We start from the raw sequence: 20,085 nt of genomic DNA on the forward strand, positions 1-20,085 counted from the left end.
TTTTTAAATTCTATATTCTTCCGCATGGAAAAGCTCTCTAGCGTGCTGCTGGTAGACGACGACTCTACGAATAATTTCTTGAACGAGCTGCTGCTCAAGAGCCTGGACGTGACCGAGCGGGTACTGGTGGCCGAAAATGGCACCGATGCCCTCGACCTGCTGCAGCAAACGCCCGACCCCGACGAGCCCGCCCTCATTCTGCTCGACGTGAACATGCCCGGCCTCAACGGCATCCAGTTTCTGGAGGCCTACCAGCACCTGCCCCAGGGCCAGCGCCGCGCCACGGTCGTCATCATGCTCACGACCACTATGGACGCCCGCGACCTGGGGCGCCTCGACGAGCTGAATATTGCCGGCCTGGTGAGCAAGCCCCTGACCAAGGAAAAGGTAGACAATATCTTGCAGCTGCACTTTCAGCGCCGGCTGCCCACCGGCAGCTAGCCGCCGGCGCCGGGCCCTAGGGGGTAGCGCTGGCCCCAAGGGCCGGCGGGCAACGGCGATTCTCGGCTTACGGGCCGGTTGCAACCCCAACGGACTTCCGGCCTGCACTAGTGCAGTGCGAAAAAAGCAATGGCCGTGGGAGAGCGGGAAGGGAAGCGCGGAGCTACCAGCGCCTAGGGGCCTCGGGAAACTTACGCCAGAAGAAGCGCTGGAAATACAGCGCCCGCGTCTCGTTTTCCGACTCGATGATGCCGCCGTTCCACTGCCAGGTTTGCCAGAGGTTGAGCACAATGCCGGCCACCAGCAGCGTGCGCAGGACCACCCAGACCAGGCCGCCGCGCGTGGCGGCGCTAGCCAGCAGCGCCGCCAGCGGCAGCGCCAGCAGCGGGTAGACGCTGATGAGGGGCCGGGCGCTGAAGCCGCCCCCGTACCACCACTGCTGCCAGCTGAAGGTAACCCACAGCAGCACCGGCAGCAGCACCAGCACCGGGGCCAGCGCCCCCGGCACCCAGCGCCGCAGCCAGCCGGTGCCCAGCAGCGCCGGCGCCATCAGGGGCGTGTAGAGCAACCAGCCCTTGCGGAAGCTAAAGAGCCCTTCAATAATGTGCGGGTGGCGAAAATCGAAAAACTCGCCCTGGTAGCCATCGGCCACCCAGTGCCCGCTCACGGCGTGCCAGTGAAAGAATTGCAGGCTGAGCACGGCCGCCGCCACGCCCCCGGCCATCAGCAGCTGGTCGAGGTAGCGGCCCAACACGGCCGGGCGGCGGCCCGCCCCTAGGCCCCACGTCAGCGGGATGAGCGCGTACACCGCTTCGGAGTGGCGGCACAGCACGGCCAAGCCCAGAAACAGCCCCATGCCCGCCGCCCAGCGCCGCCGCGGGCTTTCGTACCAGCGGGCGGTGCAGTAGAGCAGCGCCGCCTGCCACATAAACAAGGCCGCGTGCGAAATGGCCGCTTCGTAGGTGGCGTAGCCCAGCAGGTTGGTGCCCAGCGCAATAGCCCCTAGGGTCCAGGCCACTACGTGGTCGGGGAAGTAGCGGCGCAGCAGCTTGCGCAGCACCCACAAGCCGATAATAGCATACACCAGCCCGGCCACCATCACGGCTTGCTGGTAGGGGCGCGAGTAGCCGTTGGGTGGGTCGCCGTGCCAGCGCGCATACAGGTGGGCGCCCGCAAACCACGGCAGCTGCCCCAGGGCCACGCCCAGCGGATACTTGATGAGCACCTTGCCATTGGGCAGGCGGTGCATGCCCATGCGGCCCATGGGGTGGGGCTGGCCGGGGCGGCTGGCCAGCAGCAGCTGGTTGAGCGAGTCGGCCCGGCCGGGGCCGCCGTACAGAAAGTAGTCGGGCAGGTAGCCATAGTAGCCGCCGCCGTCCCAGTCAAATACCTCCTGCACCTTCCAGCGGTGGTCCTGAAACTGGGCTAGCACCAGCACCGCCGCCGCCAGCCAGAAAATCAGCCGCGACTTCACGAAACGGCGGGCGCAGCAGGGGCGGGTGCGGCGGGTGCTACCCCAGCGGCGGGCGGCGCCTCTAGGTAGGTGCCGCACACCTTACAGGTGCGCAGGTCGTTGTTGGCCCAAAAGCGGTTCATGATGGGGGGCAGCTGGGCCACGATATCGGTAATCTCAGCAAACTCCTCGTACAGCTTATGGCCGCAGTTTTCGCAGTACCACTGGAAGCCATCCAGCTCGCCGGGCTGGCGGTAGCGCTCCAGCACCAGCCCCACGGTGCCGGCCGGCCGGCGCGGCGAGTGCGGTACCCCGCCGGGCAGCAGAAACATGTCGCCCGGCCCAATGGTGATGTCCACCGGCTGGCCGTCCTCGATAATCTTCACCGTCATGGTGCCTTCGAGCTGCCAAAACAGCTCCTCGCCCTCGTCCACGTGGTAGTCTTTGCGGGCGTTGGGGCCGCCCACCACCATCACAATAAAGTCTTTATTATCCTTGAAAACCTGCTGGTTGCCCACCGGGGGCTTCAGTAGGTGGCGGTGCTCCTCCACCCACTGGGCGAAGTTGAACGGACGGGTAATGGCCATATTCCCAGTGTTTAGTGATAAAGGATATTTGCGGAATAAGTAGATTTACTCGCAATCCATCAAGCAAAAGATTAGGCGGTCATGCTGAGCTTGCCGAAGCATCTCTACCGTGCCAGTAATTCTAACGTTTGGGAATTTAGTTATGCAGTAGAGATACTTCGGCAAGCTCAGCATGACCGCCTAATTTTTTGCTTGATGGATTGCGAAACAACCAGCCCCTAGGGCCAGCCTCGGGCGCAAAGCTAACCGCCGGTCGGGCTACTTTTGCCAGCACCCTATGGCCGCATTTTCTTCCCTAAGCTGGCGCTGGCTACTGCTGGCCGCGCTGCTCTACGCCGGCCTGGTGGCCTGGTACGCGTGGCCGCTGCCGCTGGCCGTCAGCAGCGCCTTCGTGGGCGAGCCGGGCGGCGATGCCAACCAGTACCTCTGGAACGCTTGGAACTTTCAGCGCCAGGTGGCCCTAGGGCACGACCCCATGCGCACGCCGCTGCTGCTGTACCCCCCGGGCAGTAGCCTGTGGCTGCACACCTACACGCCGGTGCTGGGGGTGCTCAACCTGGCGGTGCGCCAGCCCTACCAAGCCATCAACCTGGGGCTGCTGCTGAGCTTCGTAATAAGCGGGGTGGGGGCGGCGTGGCTGGCCGGGCGCTGGGTGCGGCAGCCGCTGCTGTGCGTGCTGGTGGGGTTCGCCTTTGCCTTTTCGCCCTACAAGCTAGCCCACTGGCCCGAGCACTACCACCTGCTGCTCACGGCGGCAGTTCCCTTCTTCGTAGCCGCCTACCTAGCCGCCTGGGGGTTTGAGGCCGGGCGCTGGCCGCACCTGCGCAACGCCTGGGCGCTGGCCGTGGCGACGGGCCTGCTGCTGCTCACGCTGCTGAGCGACTACTACACCACGGCTGGGCTGCTGTACTTCGCCGGGGGCTACGCGGCCTGGTGGCGGCTGCAACTGGGGGCTATCAGCTGGCGCCGCTGGCAGCCGTGGGTGGTTTTGGTGGCGGTGCTGGCCCTAGGGCACTTTGCCTCGCGCGGGCTGGCCTTGCTGGGGGCCGACGATTTCGGCGGCCTATACTGGGGCGGCGACCTGGGTACCTACCTAGTGCCGCCGCTGCACAGCCGCTGGCTGGGCACGGCCGCCAGCCGCGCCTTCTGGCACCAGCCGCGCCTGCCGGTGCAGGCCTCGCCCGAGAACGTTGCTTTTCTAGGCTATTTAGTGCCGGGGCTAGTGCTGGCGTCGCTGGTGGCCCGCGCCCGGCGGCCCGCCCAGCCAGGGGCATTGCCGCCGCTGCCCACGGTGCTACGGCCCTGGCCAGCCCTAGGCCTCCTGTTTGTGCTGCTCACCATACCCGAGTTGCGCTGGGCGGGGCACGACCTGCTGCGCCTGCCCACTAGCCTAGTGCATTTCGTGCCGTTTTTTAATAACATCCGCTGCCCCACGCGCCTCGTGATGATGGCCGCGCTGCTGCTGCCGCTACTGGCCGCCCTCGGCCTCGACCAGTGGCTGGCTTCGCGCGCGGCGGTCTGGCGCTGGAGCGTACCGTTGCTACTGTTAGCTGGCGTATTTGTCGAGTATCAAATAGAAAGCTACCCGCTGGTGCGTGCCGCCGATGTGCCGCGGGCGTACCGGCTGGCGGGCCAGCAGCCGGGCGCGGTGCTATTCGCGCTGCCGCTGGGCCTAGGCGACGGCGGCCGGCAAGTGGGCGTTTTCAGCCCCGCCCAGCTCCGCTACCAAACCCAGCACGGCAAAGCCCTGCGCGGCGCCTACCTCTCGCGGCTGTCGGCGGCCACCTTCGCCACTTTTGCCCACGAGCCGGTGCTGCGCACGCTGCTGCTGGCCCAGCGTCACCCCGATTCGTTGGCCCTGGTGCCCGGCCCTACCCCGGCCGAACTGGCGGCCTTCGGGCGGCGCTATGGCCAGCCAGTGTTTGTAGTGGAGCCCCACTACTACCAGGCGCCCGCGCACCAGCTGCTGCGCCAGTGGCTGTTGCCGCGGGGCTACCGCGAGCAAGTGGTGGCCGATTCGGCCGGTTGCTTCGCGCTGCTGCTGCCAGCCCTAGGGCCCGCAGTCCAATAAAGCCAGAGCAGCTGCCTACTGCTTCAGATTAGTAACTAACAAATTGTCAAATAACTAATTAACCCCCGTTCACTATGAACCTCACTTCGTATCGCGCCTTGGTGGGCGGCAGCAACCAGGGCATTGGCCGGGCGGTGGCCGAGGCCCTGGCCGCCGACGGCGCTACCGTAACCCTGGTGGCCCGCCACGAAGCCGCCCTGCGCGAGGTGCTGGTCGCGCTGCCCACGCCCGCTGGCCAAGCCCACCGCTACCTGGTAGCCGACTATGCCGACCCCGCGCGCCTCGCCCAAACCGTGGCTGTCGACCTGGCCGCGCATTCCGAAGGCTACCAAATTTTGATTAATAACACCGGGGGGCCGCCCGCCGGACCGCTACTGGCCGCCACTCCCGAGGCATTTGAGGCCGCGTTTCGGCAGCACGTCATTTGCAACCAGCTGCTGGCGCAGGCACTGGTGCCGGGCATGCGGGCCGCGGGCTACGGCCGTATTATCAACGTCATCAGCACCTCGGTGAAAATACCCCTGCCCGGCCTGGGCGTCAGCAATACCATTCGCGGGGCAGTGGCCAGCTGGGCCAAAACCCTCGCCAATGAGGTAGCCGCCGACGGCATCACGGTCAACAACGTGCTGCCGGGCGCCACCGTCACGCAGCGCCACCACGCCCTTATCGAGCAAAAAATGCGCGACACCGGCCAAAGTCAAGACGCGGTAGAGGCCGCGATGCTGAAAGGCATTCCGGCCCACCGCTTCGGCCAGCCGGACGAGCTGGCGGCCCTGGTGGCTTTTCTGGCCTCGCCAGCGGCCGGCTACATCACGGGCACCAGCATTCCGGTGGATGGCGGCCGCACGGGCAGCCTATAGGGCCAGCCAAGCGCCTAGGGCCTGCGTGGCGCCTGGCTCGTGCCAGTCGCCTAGGAGTTGCATTGGTGTCCAAGCTCAGGTAAGGACTATCCTATATTTGTCAGTATTTTCTAGGGGCACAGTCGTGTCTCAATTAGGCCAACTTGACTTGGCGTCGCGGGCGCATAGGGCACGCCATTAGCTCCGGCTAGTACGAGCAGCTAGCTCACGCGTTGCGCCAGTACTTCCATCCGTTCTCTTCCTGCCTCCTATGCTTCTTTCTAAACGCTACGCTACGCGCGGTCCTGTGCTACTGGCTCTCGCTGCGCTATTAGTGCTGCTAGGGCTGGCTTGGTACTTGTACCTGGCGCGCGTAGCCTACTACGACTTGGCGTACAACCTGTTTACTTTTTTGCGAACGAAAGATGTAGCTTATTTAGCTTCCTTGCGTTTTGTAACACTAGTTACGCAACTACCTGTAGTAGAGGTTATTAAAGCGGGCTGGTCGCTAGAGGCAATCATGCGGTTTCATTCCTGCATTTTCATTATCTATTACCTCGCCGTTTTCTCCGTTTGTGCCTTCTGGCTGCGCAATGAGCAAGTAGCACTGGTACTGGTGCTACTACTTATTCTACTATCCTCCCGCGTATTTTATTGGACTCAATCTGAGTTTCCGCTGGCTTTGGCCGCGTTGCTGCTCTACTACGCTGGCATTGCGCGGCAAGCTCCGCTGCGGTTGAGCTTAGGAACATTGGCCCTGGCAGCACTAGTGCCGGTATTTATTTTTGGCCACCCACTCTGCCTGCTACCGTTCCTCTTTCTGTGGGTATACGACTGGCTGCTGAACCAGCGCTGGCGCGACTGGGGCTATTATGGCCTACTCATTTGGGCCTTTGTGGTGTACAAAATACGCAGTAGTATGGTGCGTCCAGACTCTTATGAGGCTGCTCACATGACGTTTGAGCCTAACCTGCGGCACTACTTCCCCGATTATCTGAGCTTAGAAAGCTTCCGGCATTTCTGGTATTTATGGAGCCACGATTTTATAGCCCTGCCGCTGCTGCTCCTAGTACTAAGCGTATACTACCTGCGCCAGCGCACTTGGCTAGCGGCGCTGCGCCTAGCGACAGTATGGGGTGCCACGCTTGGCTATGCCTTCATTGTAAACGTATCAAGCCCTGGCTACACTGAGGAAACATACTTGGCTAACCTGTATTTGCCGTTAGCCATTTTTGTAGCCGTGCCCTTCACTACCGAAGTGCTACCTGCCCTCGAGCGCCGCGGGGCTGGCCGCGGCCCAGCGCTAGCTACGGGTATAGTATTGCTGCTACTAGCTACGCGCCTGCTGGTGCTCTGGCAGCAGCGCGAACCTTATCTTGCTTACCAGCATTGGCTTCGGCAGCTGCTTACTTACACCAGGCAGTTTCCAGAAGGTAAGTTTTTGATGCAGAGCGATAACGTAGATCCCAGGCGTCTGCGGGCGGGCTGGCCCTGGTGGGCCGCAGCTAGCGAAACTATGCTCCTCAGTGCCCGCCATTCGCCCGATTCAGTGCAAACAGTGCGCGTGGATAGTAACTTGGATGGGCTAGCTGCCAACGCCGCTAAACCAGGTGTGTTGCTGGGGCCTTTTGAAACGCTTACCACGGCCGAACTGCCTCCCAACTACTTTCGCTTTCCGGCAGCAGCCACCTACCGTCTGCTCAATACCGAGCCCCCTCACGATACTGCGGCCCTAGGGGCTTACGTGGCCGCCCATCGGGCAGTAAGTCTACACTTAGCGGGCGCTCTACCTAGTGTCTTACGTGCGGGCCGCACCTATACGGTGGCCGTCCAACTCAACGTACCATCCGCCGCGCAGCCGTTGCATTCAAGCATTCGGGGCCCTCACCCAACACTGCTACGTACAGCATTTTACAAAGCTGGAGATTGGCCCGCCGACGCTAGGCCGGCCGAGGCGCCCTTAGAAGTGGACGTCTGGCAGCCTTGGACGCAAACCGTAGCCTTGGAAACGCCTCATCAGCCCGGCCGCTACACGCTGGAAATTAGCTTGGCCAGCCGCGACTATCGGGTCTGGCCAGTGCGCCTGCGCCTGCCCGTAGAGGTTAGCCCTTAGGGGGTGGCCAAGCGAATTTCCAAGTCGTCGAGGTAGGTGGGGGTAGTGCTGTCGGCGCGCCAGAGGTACACCAGCAGGCGGCTATCGGGCGGAGCTGTGGCAGGTAGCGTTACAGTTTGCCCTACGTGGTACCATTTGCCGGGAGCTTTAGCTACGGTACCCACGTCCAGCCCCTTCCACAGCAAACTGGTACCCTGCGGCGACTTCAACTCCGTTACCAGCTTGGCGCTAGGTTCGGGTCCCGTTTGCTGTATCCAAGCGCTAATGCGCAGCCGGGTGGGCCGGTCGGCACTCATCTGGCTAAGCAAGTTGCTGTAGCCTAAGCTGTAGTCGTGTTCAGGACGCACGCTAGTGCTGTATTTGCCCGAGTGCGCCTGCTCTTGGGTTAACGTAGCCCGCGCTGGTGCATCAGCTAGCCAGCCCGCTAGGTTCTCAAAGTCGGTGGCGGCCAGGGCGCCTACCGGGGGGGCTGGCGCGTGCGAGCAGCCTGCTAGCACTACCGCTGCCAGAAGGTAAATCCGCATGGGTAAAAGAATGGGCGGAGGGTATCGTCCGCGCTGAGCAAAGGTAGCGCGGGTAAAGTGGCCCTAGGACTGAGCGCTTAACTTTGGCAGCCCAGGTACCGGGCCGGCCGGCTTAGGGTTTCACATATGGTTTTTAGCAGTCCACTGTTTCTGTGCTACTTCCTGCCTGTTTTTCTCGGCTTATACTGGCTAGCGCCCCGCGCTTTCAAAAACGCGGTAGCCTTAGGGGCTAGCCTCCTGTTTTACGCCTGGGGTGGGCTGTCTTTTTTAGGCCTGTTTCTAGGGTCGGTAATCGTCAATTTCTTTCTTATCCGGGGTATGGCAGCCGAGGCAGTGCGCTGGCGACAACGCGTCTACCTAATAACTAGTGTGGTTATTAATGTAGCCATGCTGTTTTATTTCAAGTACGCCAATTTCTTCGTCGCCAACATAGCGGCTGTGCAAAACTATTTTGGCGGCCCAGCACTGAGTTGGCAAAAGGTGGTGCTGCCCATCGGTATCTCGTTCTTCACCTTTGAGAAGCTCACGTACACCATCGACGTATATCGGGGTGTGAATAAGCCACTGCGCTCATTCTGGGATTTTTTATTGTACATTATGCTGTTCCCTAAGCTGATAGCTGGGCCCATCGTGCGCTTCCACGAAATAGCCGGCCAGTTGGATGCAGAAGGTCGATACCCTTTTGAAACTACTGACCATAAACTAGCTGGCTTATTCCGCTTTACTTTAGGACTAGCCAAGAAGGTTCTAATTGCCAACGTGCTAGGAGAGCAGGCCGACCGTGTTTTCTCACTCGACCCCACTACGCTACCGCTGCTCACGGCTTGGGCTGGCGCAGTGGCTTACACCTTGCAGATTTATTTCGACTTTTCAGGTTATTCTGACATGGCCTTGGGCCTGGGGCGACTCATTGGCTTTCAATTTCCCGAAAACTTCAATTCGCCTTACATCTCGCGTTCCATCACCGAATTTTGGCAGCGCTGGCACATCACGCTGGGCCGTTGGATGCGCGATTATCTTTATATTCCGCTAGGTGGCAACCGCGTGCACCCCAGTCGCTTATACCTCAACCTGTGCACCGTGTTCGTCCTCTCGGGCTTCTGGCACGGCGCCGCCTGGACGTTCGTGGCCTGGGGCGCTTACCACGGGTTTTTTCTAGTGTTAGAGCGCCTGTTTCTGCTGCGCATATACCGGGCAATAAGCTGGTTTAGTTTACTGCCCACGCTGCTCATCACCGTATTTGGCTGGGTATTATTTCGAGCCGATACCTTGGCGGGCGCTTTGCGCTACTGGCGGGCCCTAGGGGGGCAAAACCATGGTCCGCGCATAGCTAATTTATACTTTGGCCCCGAGTTCACTTATACGCTGCTACTGGCCGCCGCGGCCTCGCTGGCGGCCGCGCTGCCTGGTGTGGCTCGCTGGGAGCTGCGCCAATTGGCGGCCACGCCTCTCACCACCGGCGCCGCCTGGCGCCTATCGGCCAGCACCGTACTGCTGCTGGTGCTTAGCCTAAGCTACCTAGTAGGTAGTTCCTTCAATCCCTTCATCTACTTCCGGTTCTGATGCTTGTGGGCAGTAAACTATTTGCTGGCGCAAAGTGGCTGGCACTAGCTTTGCCATTTACCTTGCTGCTATTGCCCGCTCTTGAAGCCCGGCAACACTGGCTGGCTGATGCCGGCCTCAACGGTGCCTATATCGCTACCGCCCGCCCTGAGCTAAGCTGGGACGCCGTGCGTGCGGGCACCTACCAGCCTGCTCTCGAGCAGTACGTAAGTGAGCAGCTAGGCTTTCGGGGATTTTTAATTCGGCTACGCAACCAATTGGCCTTTACGCTATTTCAGTCGGCGCGCTCGACTGATATTGTAGTGGGCCATCACCAAGTGCTGTTCCAACCAGGGCCAGTGGCAGCGTATGGCGGCGGCAGCCTGCTACCTGCCGCACAAGTGCGCTGGCGGGTGCAGCGCTTGCGTGCCGTGCAGCGCGAACTGGCGCGGCGTGGCGTGCAGTTGTTGCTAGTGCTGGCTCCCAACAAAGCTCGATTTCAACCCGAAGATCTGCCTATTCACTTAGTGCCTAGCCCCGGCACTGTTACCAACTACAACTTGTTTCGGGCAGCGCTACAAGCTGATTCGGTGGCAATGTTGGATTTCATCCCCGTGTTTGCTAAGTGGAGAAAAACCCAGCCCTACCCCTTGTTTCCGCGTACGGGCACGCACTGGAGTGGCTTCGGGGCCACGCTAGCGGCCGATACACTGCTACGCCAACTAGCGCAGTTGGGAAGCGTGCAGTTTCCGGCGGTGCGCACCCTAGGGGCCCCGCGGGTAGTGCATACCCTTGATTCACTGCGTGCCACCGACAACGACATTGGTGGTCCACTTAACCTGCTGTGGCCAGTGCAGCCTGCCCCACTAGCTTATCGCCAACTGGCATTCGAGGCGCCGGGGCCTGGGCAAACGCGACCTTCAGCCCTGTTTGTGGGTGATAGCTTTATTTGGGGACTCATGCTATTCAGCCCCTACCTGCAGCGCGAGTTTGCCGACGACACGCGCATCTGGTACTACTTCAATAGCGTGCATCAGCCAGACAGCGTGTATCACGATACGGGCCAGAAAGTAGCTGACCTCGATTTGCGGCAGCAGCTAGAATCGCGCCGGTTTATTGTGTTGCTACTGACAGAGCACAACCTGACCGAGCGTGAGTTTGGTTTCACGGACCGAGTGTATCGTCTCTATCATCCCTTTACAGCTGCCGACCGCGCAGCTATCGAGCAGCGAGCGCAGGCTATCATCAGCCAGCTGCCCTGGGAGGAGCAGTCGAAGGATATGGGCGGTGTAGCTCAGCGTGCCCGCCAGCAGGCCCAGGACGAGTATGAGCAGCAGATGGGCCACTAGTCCACCCCAGGCCGCGAGGAACTGGATTAGTGATAGTATAGCTTGGGGCGGTCGGTGATGCCCCAGTACTGAAGCATTAGTCCGTGCAGCTCAGTCAAGTGCGGGTCGGACTGGTTGTCCCATTGCAGCACGGGGCAGTAGGGAGAAAGGCGCACTTCGGATTCGGGAGCACGGGCCAACTGGTCGAGGCTCCAGCGCTCGCACTCGTTGGTACGCGGCATGTGCCAGGTAAAGTTGGCGTAGGTAAATGCAGCACCCAGCGCCAGCACAGCGCCCACATAAGCTGGCCGCCAGCGTCCCCTTAGCTGCTGCAAAAGCAGGTAAGTGGAAACCCCATAAGCGTAAAAAACCCCAATCAGGACGGGTTGAATAGAGTCGCCCCGTACTAAATAGGGTCGGTAGGACCGATAGCCCCCTAGGGGCAATAGCAGCAAAAATATAGTAGCAAACCAGCCTGTCCAGCGTAGGTGGGCAAGCACTCGCGTATGTTCGGCCGAAGATGGTAACTGGCGCAACAGTAGTAGGTTAAGCAGCAGCATCCCTAATAGCAGTGGTAGCCCTGGCTGCATGGTTATTTCTTTCGCAATGCCAATAGGTAGCAACTGGTATAGTTCACTTAAGGTATGCGTATGCGAATTTTCGGCATTGTTGCGCCCAATGAAGACGGAGTATAGGCTTAAAAAAGCCAGCACCCCTAGTAAAAACAGCGCCTGCCCCGAAAGCCAGCCCATGGCCAGGCGGCTGCCCGCCAGTGGCCAGGTATGGGCTGCTTGGCTCTGCTGCCAGGCCCAGTGCAAGCCTATGCTGGCTACTACCACAGCCGCCGCAGCAGTACCTACGGGCCCATTAAAGGAAACCACCACCATTAACCCTAACAGCAGCGCGGCCTGCCACCACGCCACGCGCAGCGGCGCGGCGCGCACCGAGGCTGCAAAAAACGGCCATAGCAACAGCAGCAGCCAAGCCGTGGGCAGGGTATAAAAGAACGTATAGGTAGTAGCCCAATTGACAATACCCAATTGCTCGTAGAAGCCGTCGGTTTGAAACAAGGGCAACAGTAGAATGACAGCCAACCAATAACCACCGCGCACCCGGCCGCCACCCCAATACACGTAGGCCGCCAATCCTAGCACAATGCATACTTGCAGCACGGCCGTAAATAGGGCGCTGGCCGCGTAGAGGCTGCTAATAGGCGATGCTACCGTATGCAGCCACAGCGGCACGTGCTTCCAGTACCAGCCCAGCGAGGCGTGCGCAAAAAAGCGGTTGGGCCCGGCATAGTGAGCATCTTGCGTCAGCACGGCCCAGCCAAAAGGGTCGTGTAACACCTGGCTGTACCATGGAGCTGGGTAAATGGTAGGTATCAGGTCACCGTCAAGTGGTAGTTGGTAGTGCTGCCAGAAGGTGAGCCCCGTATGCAGAGCCAGCAATAATAGTACTAGCGCTGGACCATAGCGCCAGGCAAGCGAGAATAACTTCATGCGGAGTGGCGAGCAGCGCCTAATCCTTAATAGTTAGGCGCAAGTCATCTACTAATACTGGCTCGCTAGCATCGGCTCGCCACAGCGACACGCGCACGTGCTGCACTGCTGTAATATTATCGGGCAGAGTAAAGTCTTTATCTACCTGCACCCACTTGTTGTAGGATTTTACTACGTCTCCGAGGCGAATGCCGTCTCCATACACCATGTCGCTATTGGTGGGGCCGCCCATAATCTGCAAACCCAGTACCCCGCTTGACTTTTCACTAGTTAAGTATGCCCAACCTTCTAAATGCACGGTTTTTATTTTCGACGGGGTAGCCTGGCCTAGGGCCATATCAAAGGTCAGACTAAACTCGTGGTCCTTATCAACTTTAATGGCGTATTGCCCCGAATGAGCCTTGCCGCGTTCTAAAAGCCCAGGGTCCACATTCCAACCGGCGGTCGATTCAAAATCATTTGCCGTAATAACCCGTTCAGTAGAACTACCACCTGGGGTGTTATCCGACGAGCATGCTCCCAGGCAGCCTAGGCTTACCAAGCTCAATAAAAGGGTAAACTTTTTCATATAAAGTCGTAAATGACGCGCAAAAATAGCGAGGAGTGCCTTCAGGCCATAAAAGTAGATAGCTGCGCCGCAGATTGGCTTAGATGCGTTAGCCGTTGGGGAGAATGCTTGCTAGCACTAGGGATGCTAACCATTGGCCAGGTTGCAGCCCAGTCTACCCTTGACCGTACTCGTTTCCAGCCCACGCCCATTTTTGCCGAAGAGTTTTCCTACGCTTCTCCAGCCGATTCGCTGTTTCGAGCGCGTTGGCAGTCCGATTTTTATACCTCTGTCAACAACGATTGGACAGAGTATGCCAGCACTCGGCAACTTGCTATACTGCCGGGCGGTATTTTGCGCATACGTACTACCCGCCTCACCCTAGCTGAGCGCCAAGCTGCTACCGACTCGGCTGCGGGCCACGGCGTGCGCCGGCCTGCGCCAGGGCCGCCCGGCACGGTAGTGCCCGGCAGCTCACCGGGCGGCGGGCCCATTGCCTACGCTTCAGGCAAGATGGTATCTAGGGTAGGTGGTAGTGCTGTTGAGCTATCCAAGAGTGGGCCGTTTCCTGGCTTCAGCTATGGTTTATTCGAAATCCGCTGCCAGTTGCCAGCCAGTGGCCGCGGCATTTTGCCCGCCTTTTGGCTTAATGGCCCCCAAACGGAAATTGATATAATGGACAATTGCAACGAAAACCCCGGCCGGCTTTTGCAAACGGGCGTACTAGACTGGGGTAAGCGCACTACCTGTGGCGGCAATACAGCTCCTATTGAATGCTGGACGCACGGCTACCAACTCTACCAATACGACCGCGACCTCACGCAGGGCTTCAATACATACAGCGCTGTCTGGACGCCCGAAGCCGTAACATTTTATCTCAACGACTATTACCTCTATTCAGTACCAGCCGCGTTAGTAAAGACCCACCGCGAGGCCGTGCGCCTCATCCTGGATGTGGGCACACGGGGCGAAGACCGTTTTAACAGCGGCGATATGCTGGTCGATTACATCCGGGTGTGGGAGTTGCGGTAGCGCGCAGCCACTTACTTTTGCTAAGCATGGACCTTAGCTACGAAGCAAAATACCACCAATTAGAAGAAAGACACTGGTGGTTTGCCGGTCGCCGCGACGCGGTATTTGATATAATTCAGGGTCTAAAACTTCCTTCTGAGGCTGCTATTCTGGAGATTGGCTGCTCAGGTGGGCCGCTGCTGCAACGCCTGCGCGCTTCAGGCTACACCGATGTGACGGGCGTTGACGTGAGCACTGCAGCCATTGAACTGGCCCAAGCGCGCGGCGTGCCCAATGTGACTGTAATGGATGGTGCCGCCTTGGCGTTTAGCAGTAGCAGCTTTGATTTGGTCATTGCATCAGACGTGCTGGAGCACATCGAAAATGAAAGTCGTGCCCTGCAGGAGTGGGTGCGCGTGCTGCAACCAGGTGGACAGCTATTAGTATTTGTGCCCGCACATAACTATCTATGGAGCGCGCACGACGTAGTAAATCATCACTTTCGTCGCTATTCACGCCTTAGCTTAGTGCGAGGGTTGGCAGCGGCTGGCCTGCGAGTGCAGCGCAGTTCGTTCTGGAACGTGGCCTTATATTTTCCGGTGGCCCTGGTGCGATTGGTGGCACGGTTGCTACGTGGCCGCCCTACTACGACCTCATTGGCTGGCACCACTGGCGACTTGCGTCAGTTGCCAGGCCTAGCCAATTATACGCTGCTGAGTTGGATTCGGCTGGAAAACTGGTTGTTGCGTCGTATAGATATGCCACTGGGTGTGAGTGTATTTGCCTTAGCGCAGAAGCCGTTTTCTTAGGCTTTGCCGAAGCTTTATTTAACTTTTATGGCTGACCTTGCACGCCTTGCCTTATCCGTCGTTGTGCCGATTTACAACGAAGAAGCCAATATCGGGGCCTTGCACCAGCGCCTGACCGACGTACTAACAGCCCTTGACCTGCCTGGCCGCTACGAGCTATTATTCATCAACGACGGCTCGTATGATGAGTCGCTGGCACTGCTACGAGTGCTAGCGGCCCGCGATGCGCACGTACGCTACTTCGATTTGAGCCGCAACTTTGGGCATCAGATTGCCGTGTCGGCGGGCCTCGACCAAGCCGAGGGTGATGCCGTAGTCATTATCGATGCCGACCTGCAAGACCCGCCCGAATTAATCATTGAACTTTATGCCAAGCTTCGGGCGGGCTACGAAGTGGTATACGCCCGACGCCGCTCGCGCCAGAATGAGAATGTAGCTAAGCGATTAACGGCCAAAGCTTTTTATCGCCTGTTAGTATCTATTACGCACGTTGCTATCCCAGTCGATACTGGTGATTTTCGAATTATTTCGCGTCGGGTGGTACTAGCGTTACGGCAGATGCCGGAGCAGCATAAATTTTTGCGCGGGCAAATTGCCTGGCTCGGCTTCCGCCAAACTTTTGTAGAGTACGACCGCGCCGGGCGCCAGGGCGGCACCACTGGCTACACCTACCGCAAGATGGTACGCCTAGCCTTGGACGGCATCACGAGCTTTTCCGATGCTCCGCTTAAGGCAGCCACCATGTTAGGCTTTGCTGTGTCGGGTATTGCTTTCTTGTTGATGATGTATACCCTCTACGGACGTTTAGTGCGGCACGATTACCAACCTGGCTGGGCCTCCTTGATGATGAGTATTCTCTTTCTAGGGGGAGTACAGTTGATTGCAGTAGGCATTATTGGGGAGTATATCGCGCGCCTTAGCGCTAATGTGCGCCAGCGGCCCCTCTATTTTATTGCGGAAGCTAGCCCGCCGCCGGCCGGCTAGAGCGTATACCGATGCCGGGCGGTGCCTAAGACGCTCAACATCCCAAAGGGCTGCGCTATCATCCTGGCGCTAGCGACCCGGCCGGCCTTGCTACCTTTGCCCCCGCAAAAGCCTGCTGCTTACTCCGTGGCCTACTCCACTGCCGATTTCTACGCTCATCCTACTGCCGTGCTCGATGCGGGCAGCCGCGTAGGAGCGGGCAGCCGCATCTGGCACTTTTGCCACCTGGCGGCCGGCGCCGTGCTGGGCGAAAACTGCTCGCTGGGCCAAAACGTGTTCGTAGCCGATGGCGTGACCCTAGGGCGCAACGTGAAGGTGCAAAACAACGTGAGCCTTTACGAGGGCGTGGTGTGCGAAGACGACGTATTTATCGGTCCCTCGGTGGTGTTTACCAACGTGCGCAACCCGCGCGCCGCCGTGCCCCGCCGCGGCCCGGCCCACTACCAGCCCACCTACCTCGAGCGGGGCGTCAGCATCGGGGCCAACGCCACCATTGTGTGCGGGGTGCGCCTCGGGCGTTACGCCTTCGTGGGGGCCGGCAGCGTCGTTACCAAAGACGTGCCTGCCTTTGCCCTCGTGTACGGCAACCCCGCCCGGCAGCACGGCTGGCTGAGTGCCCACGGCGAAAAGCTGCACTTCGACCAAAATGACTTGGCGCGTTGCCCAGCCACGGGCGAAGAATACCGGCTGAGCGCCGACAAAAGACTAGTAACTACTATGAATGAGGCTATTATTTATGCAAGTGCCAATTCATAATTTCTAATTCATAACTCATAATTAATTCAGAAGTGTACGACGAACTCCTCCGCAAAGAAGCTAAGCTGGCCGTCATTGGCCTAGGGTACGTGGGGCTACCCATCGCGCTCGAGTTTGCCCGCCAGCTCTCCGTCATCGGCTTCGACATTAATGCTGGCCGCGTGGCCATGATGCGCGAGCACCAAGACCCGAGCGGCGAGCTGGACAGCGCCGCTTTTGAGGGCTGCGACATCACCTTCACCGATTCGCTCGACGTGCTGCGCGAGGCGCGCTTCTTTATCGTGGCCGTGCCCACGCCTATCGATGAGCACGCCCAGCCTGATTTGCGACCCCTGCTCGGGGCGTCGTCGTCGGTGGGCAAAGTGCTGAAAAAGGGCGACTACGTGGTGTTTGAGAGCACCGTGTACCCTGGCTGCACCGAAGAGGACTGCATTCCGGTGATGGAGAAGCTCTCAGGTTTGAGTTTCGCCAACGGCGACTTCAAAGTGGGTTACTCGCCCGAGCGCATCAACCCCGGCGACAAGGAGCACACGCTGCGCCGCATCGTGAAGGTGGTGAGCGGCGGCGACGCCGAAAGCCTCGATACCATTGCCAAGGTGTACGAGTTGGTGGTGGATGCCGGCGTGCACCGCGCCAGCAGCATCCGGGTGGCCGAGGCGGCCAAGATTATCGAGAACACCCAGCGCGACGTCAACATTGCGCTGATGAACGAGCTGTCGATGATTTTCGACCGCATGAGCATCAACACCTATGAAGTGCTGGAGGCGGCCGGCACGAAGTGGAACTTCCTCCGGTTCAGCCCCGGCCTGGTGGGTGGCCACTGCATCGGCGTGGACCCCTACTATCTCACCTACAAGGCCAAGGAACTGGGCTACGATGCCAAGGTGATTCTTTCGGGCCGCACCACCAATGATAATATGGGCGCCTATATCGCCCGCAAAACGGTGCAGATGATGATTAAGCGCGGCAAGGACGTGGCCAAAAGCCGCGTGCTGGTGATGGGCGCGACCTTCAAGGAGAATGTGGAGGATATCCGCAACTCGAAAGTGGCCGACGTGATTCAGGAGCTGAAGAACTTCTCGGTGAACGTGGACATCGTGGACCCCCATGCCAGCTCTGACGAGCTGCACCACGAGTACGGCTTCCGCCTCACGGCGCCGGACAAGATTCGGGCCGACTACGACGCCGTAATTGTGGCCGTGAGCCACCAGCCCTACCTCGGCAAGGACGAGGCCTACTTCAAGTCCATCACCGCTGACAATGCCGTGCTGGTTGATATTAAAGGCCTCTACCGCAACGAGCCGATGGAAGAACTACACTACTGGAGTCTCTAATTTTGAGCTATTAGCTATTAGCTGTTAGCCGTTAGCTTGACGGTAGGCGGTAGCTGATGGCTAACAGCTAATAGCTTATGAAAAAAATTCTCGTTACGGGCGGGGCCGGCTATATCGGCTCGCACGCGGTGGTAGAGCTGGCGCAAGCGGGCTACGAGCCCATTATTGTCGACGACTTTAGCAACTCGAAGCAGTCGGTGCTAGCAGGGCTGCGCGATATCCTAGGGCACGACGTGCCCTGCCACGACATCGACTGCGGCGATGCCGACGCTCTGCGTGGCGTGCTCAAGCAGGAAGGTACCGTGGCGGGCGTTATTCACTTTGCGGCCTTCAAGGCCGTGGGCGAATCGGTGCAGAAGCCGCTGGCCTACTTCCACAACAACCTGGGTTCGCTGATAACGCTGCTGACGGTAATGAAGGAGCAAGGCATCGAAAACCTGGTGTTTTCCTCGTCGTGCACCGTCTACGGCGTGCCCGACCAGCTGCCCGTGACTGAGGCTACGCCCACCAAGCCGGCCTCGTCGCCCTACGGCCGCACCAAGCAGATGTGCGAGGACATTATTCACGACACGGCGGCCGCACCCGAGGCGGGTCTGCGCGCCATTCTGCTGCGCTACTTCAACCCGATTGGGGCGCACCCGTCGGCCAAGATTGGCGAGCTGCCCCTAGGGGTGCCCAACAACCTAGTGCCCTTCATCACCCAAACGGCGGCGGGCCTGCGCGAGAAGCTTACCGTATTCGGCGACGACTACGACACGCCCGATGGCACCAACGTGCGCGACTATATCTACGTGGAGGACTTGGCAAAGGCCCACGTAGTGGCGGTGCGCCGCTTGCTAGAGAAGAAAGCCAGCGAGGCGGTCGAAACCTTCAATGTGGGCACTGGCCACGGCAACACGGTGCTGGAAGTGGTGAAAACCTTTGAGGCAGCCAGCGGCCAAAAGCTGAACTACAGCATCGGCCCGCGCCGCGCCGGCGACGTGCCCGCCATCTACGCCGATGCTACTAAAGCCGCCGAGGTGCTGGGCTTTAAAACGGAAACCTCCCTGCACGATGCGCTGGCCAGCGCCTGGAAGTGGCAGCAGGCCCTAGGGGAGGCAAAAGCCTAATAAAACCGCAGGCAGTATCGTGCCTTACGTAGCTAATTATTCACTAATCTTATGAAAATCCTTATTACCGGCGGCGCCGGCTTTATTGGCTCGCACGTGGTGCGCCTGTTCGTTACCAAATATCCCGATTATCAGATACTAAACTTAGATGCCCTAACCTACGCCGGCAACCTAGAAAACCTGCGCGACATCGAGGACGCGTCAAATTATACTTTTATCAAGGGTGATATCGCCGACCAGGCGTTTGTCGACCAGCTGTTTGCTACCGAAGAGCCCGACGCCGTTATTCACCTGGCCGCCGAGAGCCACGTCGACCGCAGCATCACCGACCCGCTGGCTTTTGTGCGCACCAACGTGCTGGGCACGGTGTATCTGCTAAACGCGGCCAAGAACCTTTGGAAGCCCAAAGGCTTTGAGGGGCACACGTTTTACCACGTCAGTACCGACGAGGTGTACGGGTCGCTGGATTTCGGCCCCGAACTGTTCACCGAGGAAACCGCCTACGACCCGCGCTCGCCCTACTCGGCCTCCAAAGCCAGCTCCGACCACTTCGTGCGGGCTTGGTACCACACCTACGGGCTGCCCATCAAGCTCAGCAACTGCTCGAACAACTACGGCCCCAACCACTTCCCCGAGAAGCTCATTCCGCTGGCCATCCACCGCCTGCGCACCGGCCAGAAAGTGCCCGTGTACGGCAAGGGCGAGAACGTGCGCGACTGGCTGTTTGTGAAAGACCACGCCACGGCCATCGACGCCGTGTTCCATAAAGGCACCCTAGGCGAAACGTACAATATTGGGGGCGTAAATGAGTGGCAGAACCTCAAGCTCATTGAGCTGCTGTGCGATGTAGTAGATGAGAAAACAGGTCAGGCGCCGGGCACCTCGCGCCAGCTCATCACCTTCGTAACCGACCGCGCCGGCCACGACATGCGCTACGCCATCGACTCCAGCAAAATCATGAACGAGCTGGGTTGGCAGCCAAGCGTAACCTTCGAGCAGGGCCTAGGACAGACCGTAGACTGGTACCTGGCCAACCAGGAGTGGCTAGACCACGTGACCAGCGGTGCCTACCAAGACTACAACGAAAAGCAGTACGCTAATCGGTAAACGGATTAAGTTTAAAACGTCATGCTGA

17 protein-coding genes are annotated in these 20,085 nt (G+C 59.5%); 12 read left to right on the forward strand and 5 right to left on the reverse strand.

The genetic code is table 11. The annotated features are described in order from the left end of the window. The first annotated feature begins 24 nt into the window (after nt 1-24). Nucleotides 25-441 carry a response regulator gene (locus HHL22_RS17525; protein ID WP_169532706.1) on the forward strand — a complete coding sequence of 139 codons (417 nt, stop codon included), beginning with the start codon at nt 25-27 and terminating at the stop codon, nt 439-441. A gap of 163 nt (nt 442-604) precedes the next feature. On the opposite strand, the gene HHL22_RS17530 is transcribed toward HHL22_RS17525, so the two are convergent. Then, the gene (locus HHL22_RS17530) at nt 605-1,915 is read right to left on the reverse strand and encodes a glycosyltransferase family 39 protein (protein WP_169532707.1); all 1,311 of its coding nucleotides are present in this window, start codon (nt 1,913-1,915) and stop codon (nt 605-607) included. After that, complete coding sequence (locus tag HHL22_RS17535; RefSeq protein ID WP_169532708.1) at nt 1,912-2,481, reverse strand: 3-hydroxyanthranilate 3,4-dioxygenase; 570 nt, start codon at nt 2,479-2,481, stop codon at nt 1,912-1,914. The genes HHL22_RS17530 and HHL22_RS17535 overlap by 4 nt, the downstream gene beginning before the upstream one ends. Nucleotides 2,482-2,758: 277 nt before the next feature. Here HHL22_RS17535 and HHL22_RS17540 point away from each other — a divergent pair, with 277 nt between their 5' ends. Together HHL22_RS17540 and HHL22_RS17545 are read left to right on the forward strand one after the other, a co-directional pair. Next, nucleotides 2,759-4,552: a hypothetical protein gene (locus tag HHL22_RS17540; protein WP_169532709.1), complete on the forward strand. Its 1,794-nt coding sequence runs from the start codon at nt 2,759-2,761 to the stop codon at nt 4,550-4,552. A 74-nt stretch (nt 4,553-4,626) separates the two neighbouring features. Next, nucleotides 4,627-5,412, forward strand: a complete 786-nt coding sequence (locus tag HHL22_RS17545) for an SDR family oxidoreductase (protein WP_169532710.1) — start codon at nt 4,627-4,629, stop codon at nt 5,410-5,412. Between the two features lie 2,088 nt (nt 5,413-7,500). On the opposite strand, the gene HHL22_RS17550 is transcribed toward HHL22_RS17545, so the two are convergent. After that, the gene (locus tag HHL22_RS17550) at nt 7,501-8,028 is read right to left on the reverse strand and encodes a hypothetical protein (protein ID WP_169532711.1); all 528 of its coding nucleotides are present in this window, start codon (nt 8,026-8,028) and stop codon (nt 7,501-7,503) included. A 387-nt stretch (nt 8,029-8,415) separates the two neighbouring features. On the opposite strand from HHL22_RS17550, the gene HHL22_RS17555 reads away from it, so the two are divergent. Beyond that, a complete protein-coding gene (locus tag HHL22_RS17555; protein WP_206680742.1) occupies nt 8,416-9,591 on the forward strand; it encodes an MBOAT family O-acyltransferase in 1,176 nt (391 codons plus the stop codon). 71 nt (nt 9,592-9,662) lie between these two features. Then, entirely contained in the window at nt 9,663-10,919 is a 1,257-nt protein-coding gene (locus HHL22_RS17560) for an alginate O-acetyltransferase AlgX-related protein (protein WP_169532713.1), read from the forward strand. Nucleotides 10,920-10,945: 26 nt separating this feature from the next. Here HHL22_RS17560 and HHL22_RS17565 read toward each other — a convergent pair whose 3' ends face one another. After that, nucleotides 10,946-12,247 (reverse strand): hypothetical protein, encoded by a 1,302-nt coding sequence (locus tag HHL22_RS17565; protein ID WP_169532714.1) that lies wholly within the window; start codon nt 12,245-12,247, stop codon nt 10,946-10,948. A 172-nt stretch (nt 12,248-12,419) separates the two neighbouring features. After that, a complete protein-coding gene (locus HHL22_RS17570) occupies nt 12,420-12,968 on the reverse strand; it encodes a carbohydrate binding domain-containing protein (RefSeq protein ID WP_169532715.1) in 549 nt (182 codons plus the stop codon). 333 nt (nt 12,969-13,301) lie between these two features. Between HHL22_RS17570 and HHL22_RS17575 the strand changes: the two genes are divergently transcribed. The 7 genes from HHL22_RS17575 to rfbB all read left to right on the forward strand — a co-directional run bounded on the left by HHL22_RS17575 (nt 13,302) and on the right by rfbB (nt 20,057). After that, nucleotides 13,302-13,979, forward strand: coding sequence for a glycoside hydrolase family 16 protein (locus tag HHL22_RS17575; RefSeq protein ID WP_169532716.1), 678 nt, complete (start codon nt 13,302-13,304; stop codon nt 13,977-13,979). 26 nt (nt 13,980-14,005) lie between these two features. Next, complete coding sequence (locus HHL22_RS17580) at nt 14,006-14,767, forward strand: class I SAM-dependent methyltransferase (RefSeq protein ID WP_169532717.1); 762 nt, start codon at nt 14,006-14,008, stop codon at nt 14,765-14,767. 3 nt (nt 14,768-14,770) lie between these two features. Then, complete coding sequence (locus HHL22_RS17585) at nt 14,771-15,751, forward strand: glycosyltransferase family 2 protein (RefSeq protein ID WP_241738167.1); 981 nt, start codon at nt 14,771-14,773, stop codon at nt 15,749-15,751. Between the two features lie 126 nt (nt 15,752-15,877). Beyond that, on the forward strand, nt 15,878-16,507 hold the full coding sequence (locus HHL22_RS17590) for an acyltransferase (RefSeq protein WP_169532718.1): 630 nt from the start codon (nt 15,878-15,880) through the stop codon (nt 16,505-16,507). Between the two features lie 32 nt (nt 16,508-16,539). Further along, nucleotides 16,540-17,841, forward strand: a complete 1,302-nt coding sequence (locus HHL22_RS17595) for a nucleotide sugar dehydrogenase (RefSeq protein ID WP_169532719.1) — start codon at nt 16,540-16,542, stop codon at nt 17,839-17,841. Nucleotides 17,842-17,918: 77 nt separating this feature from the next. Beyond that, a complete protein-coding gene (galE, locus tag HHL22_RS17600) occupies nt 17,919-18,950 on the forward strand; it encodes a UDP-glucose 4-epimerase GalE (RefSeq protein ID WP_169532720.1) in 1,032 nt (343 codons plus the stop codon). 51 nt (nt 18,951-19,001) lie between these two features. Continuing rightward, nucleotides 19,002-20,057, forward strand: coding sequence for a dTDP-glucose 4,6-dehydratase (gene rfbB, locus HHL22_RS17605; protein WP_169532721.1), 1,056 nt, complete (start codon nt 19,002-19,004; stop codon nt 20,055-20,057). Nucleotides 20,058-20,085 lie beyond the last annotated feature (28 nt).

Origin of the sequence: Hymenobacter polaris (assembly GCF_012927305.1) — a bacterium.
Classification (GTDB): domain Bacteria; phylum Bacteroidota; class Bacteroidia; order Cytophagales; family Hymenobacteraceae; genus Hymenobacter; species Hymenobacter polaris.

Bases quoted from the DNA above. Each gene is read 5' to 3' on its own strand.
- HHL22_RS17525 (WP_169532706.1), top strand. From the start codon at position 25: ATGGAAAAGCTCTCTAGCGTGCTGCTGGTAGACGACGACTCTACGAAT.
- HHL22_RS17535 (WP_169532708.1), bottom strand. From the start codon at position 2,481: ATGGCCATTACCCGTCCGTTCAACTTCGCCCAGTGGGTGGAGGAGCAC.
- HHL22_RS17540 (WP_169532709.1), top strand. From the start codon at position 2,759: ATGGCCGCATTTTCTTCCCTAAGCTGGCGCTGGCTACTGCTGGCCGCG.
- HHL22_RS17545 (WP_169532710.1), top strand. From the start codon at position 4,627: ATGAACCTCACTTCGTATCGCGCCTTGGTGGGCGGCAGCAACCAGGGC.
- HHL22_RS17550 (WP_169532711.1), bottom strand. From the start codon at position 8,028: ATGCGGATTTACCTTCTGGCAGCGGTAGTGCTAGCAGGCTGCTCGCAC.
- HHL22_RS17555 (WP_206680742.1), top strand. From the start codon at position 8,416: ATGCTGTTTTATTTCAAGTACGCCAATTTCTTCGTCGCCAACATAGCG.
- HHL22_RS17570 (WP_169532715.1), bottom strand. From the start codon at position 12,968: ATGAAAAAGTTTACCCTTTTATTGAGCTTGGTAAGCCTAGGCTGCCTG.
- HHL22_RS17580 (WP_169532717.1), top strand. From the start codon at position 14,006: ATGGACCTTAGCTACGAAGCAAAATACCACCAATTAGAAGAAAGACAC.
- galE (WP_169532720.1), top strand. From the start codon at position 17,919: ATGAAAAAAATTCTCGTTACGGGCGGGGCCGGCTATATCGGCTCGCAC.
- rfbB (WP_169532721.1), top strand. From the start codon at position 19,002: ATGAAAATCCTTATTACCGGCGGCGCCGGCTTTATTGGCTCGCACGTG.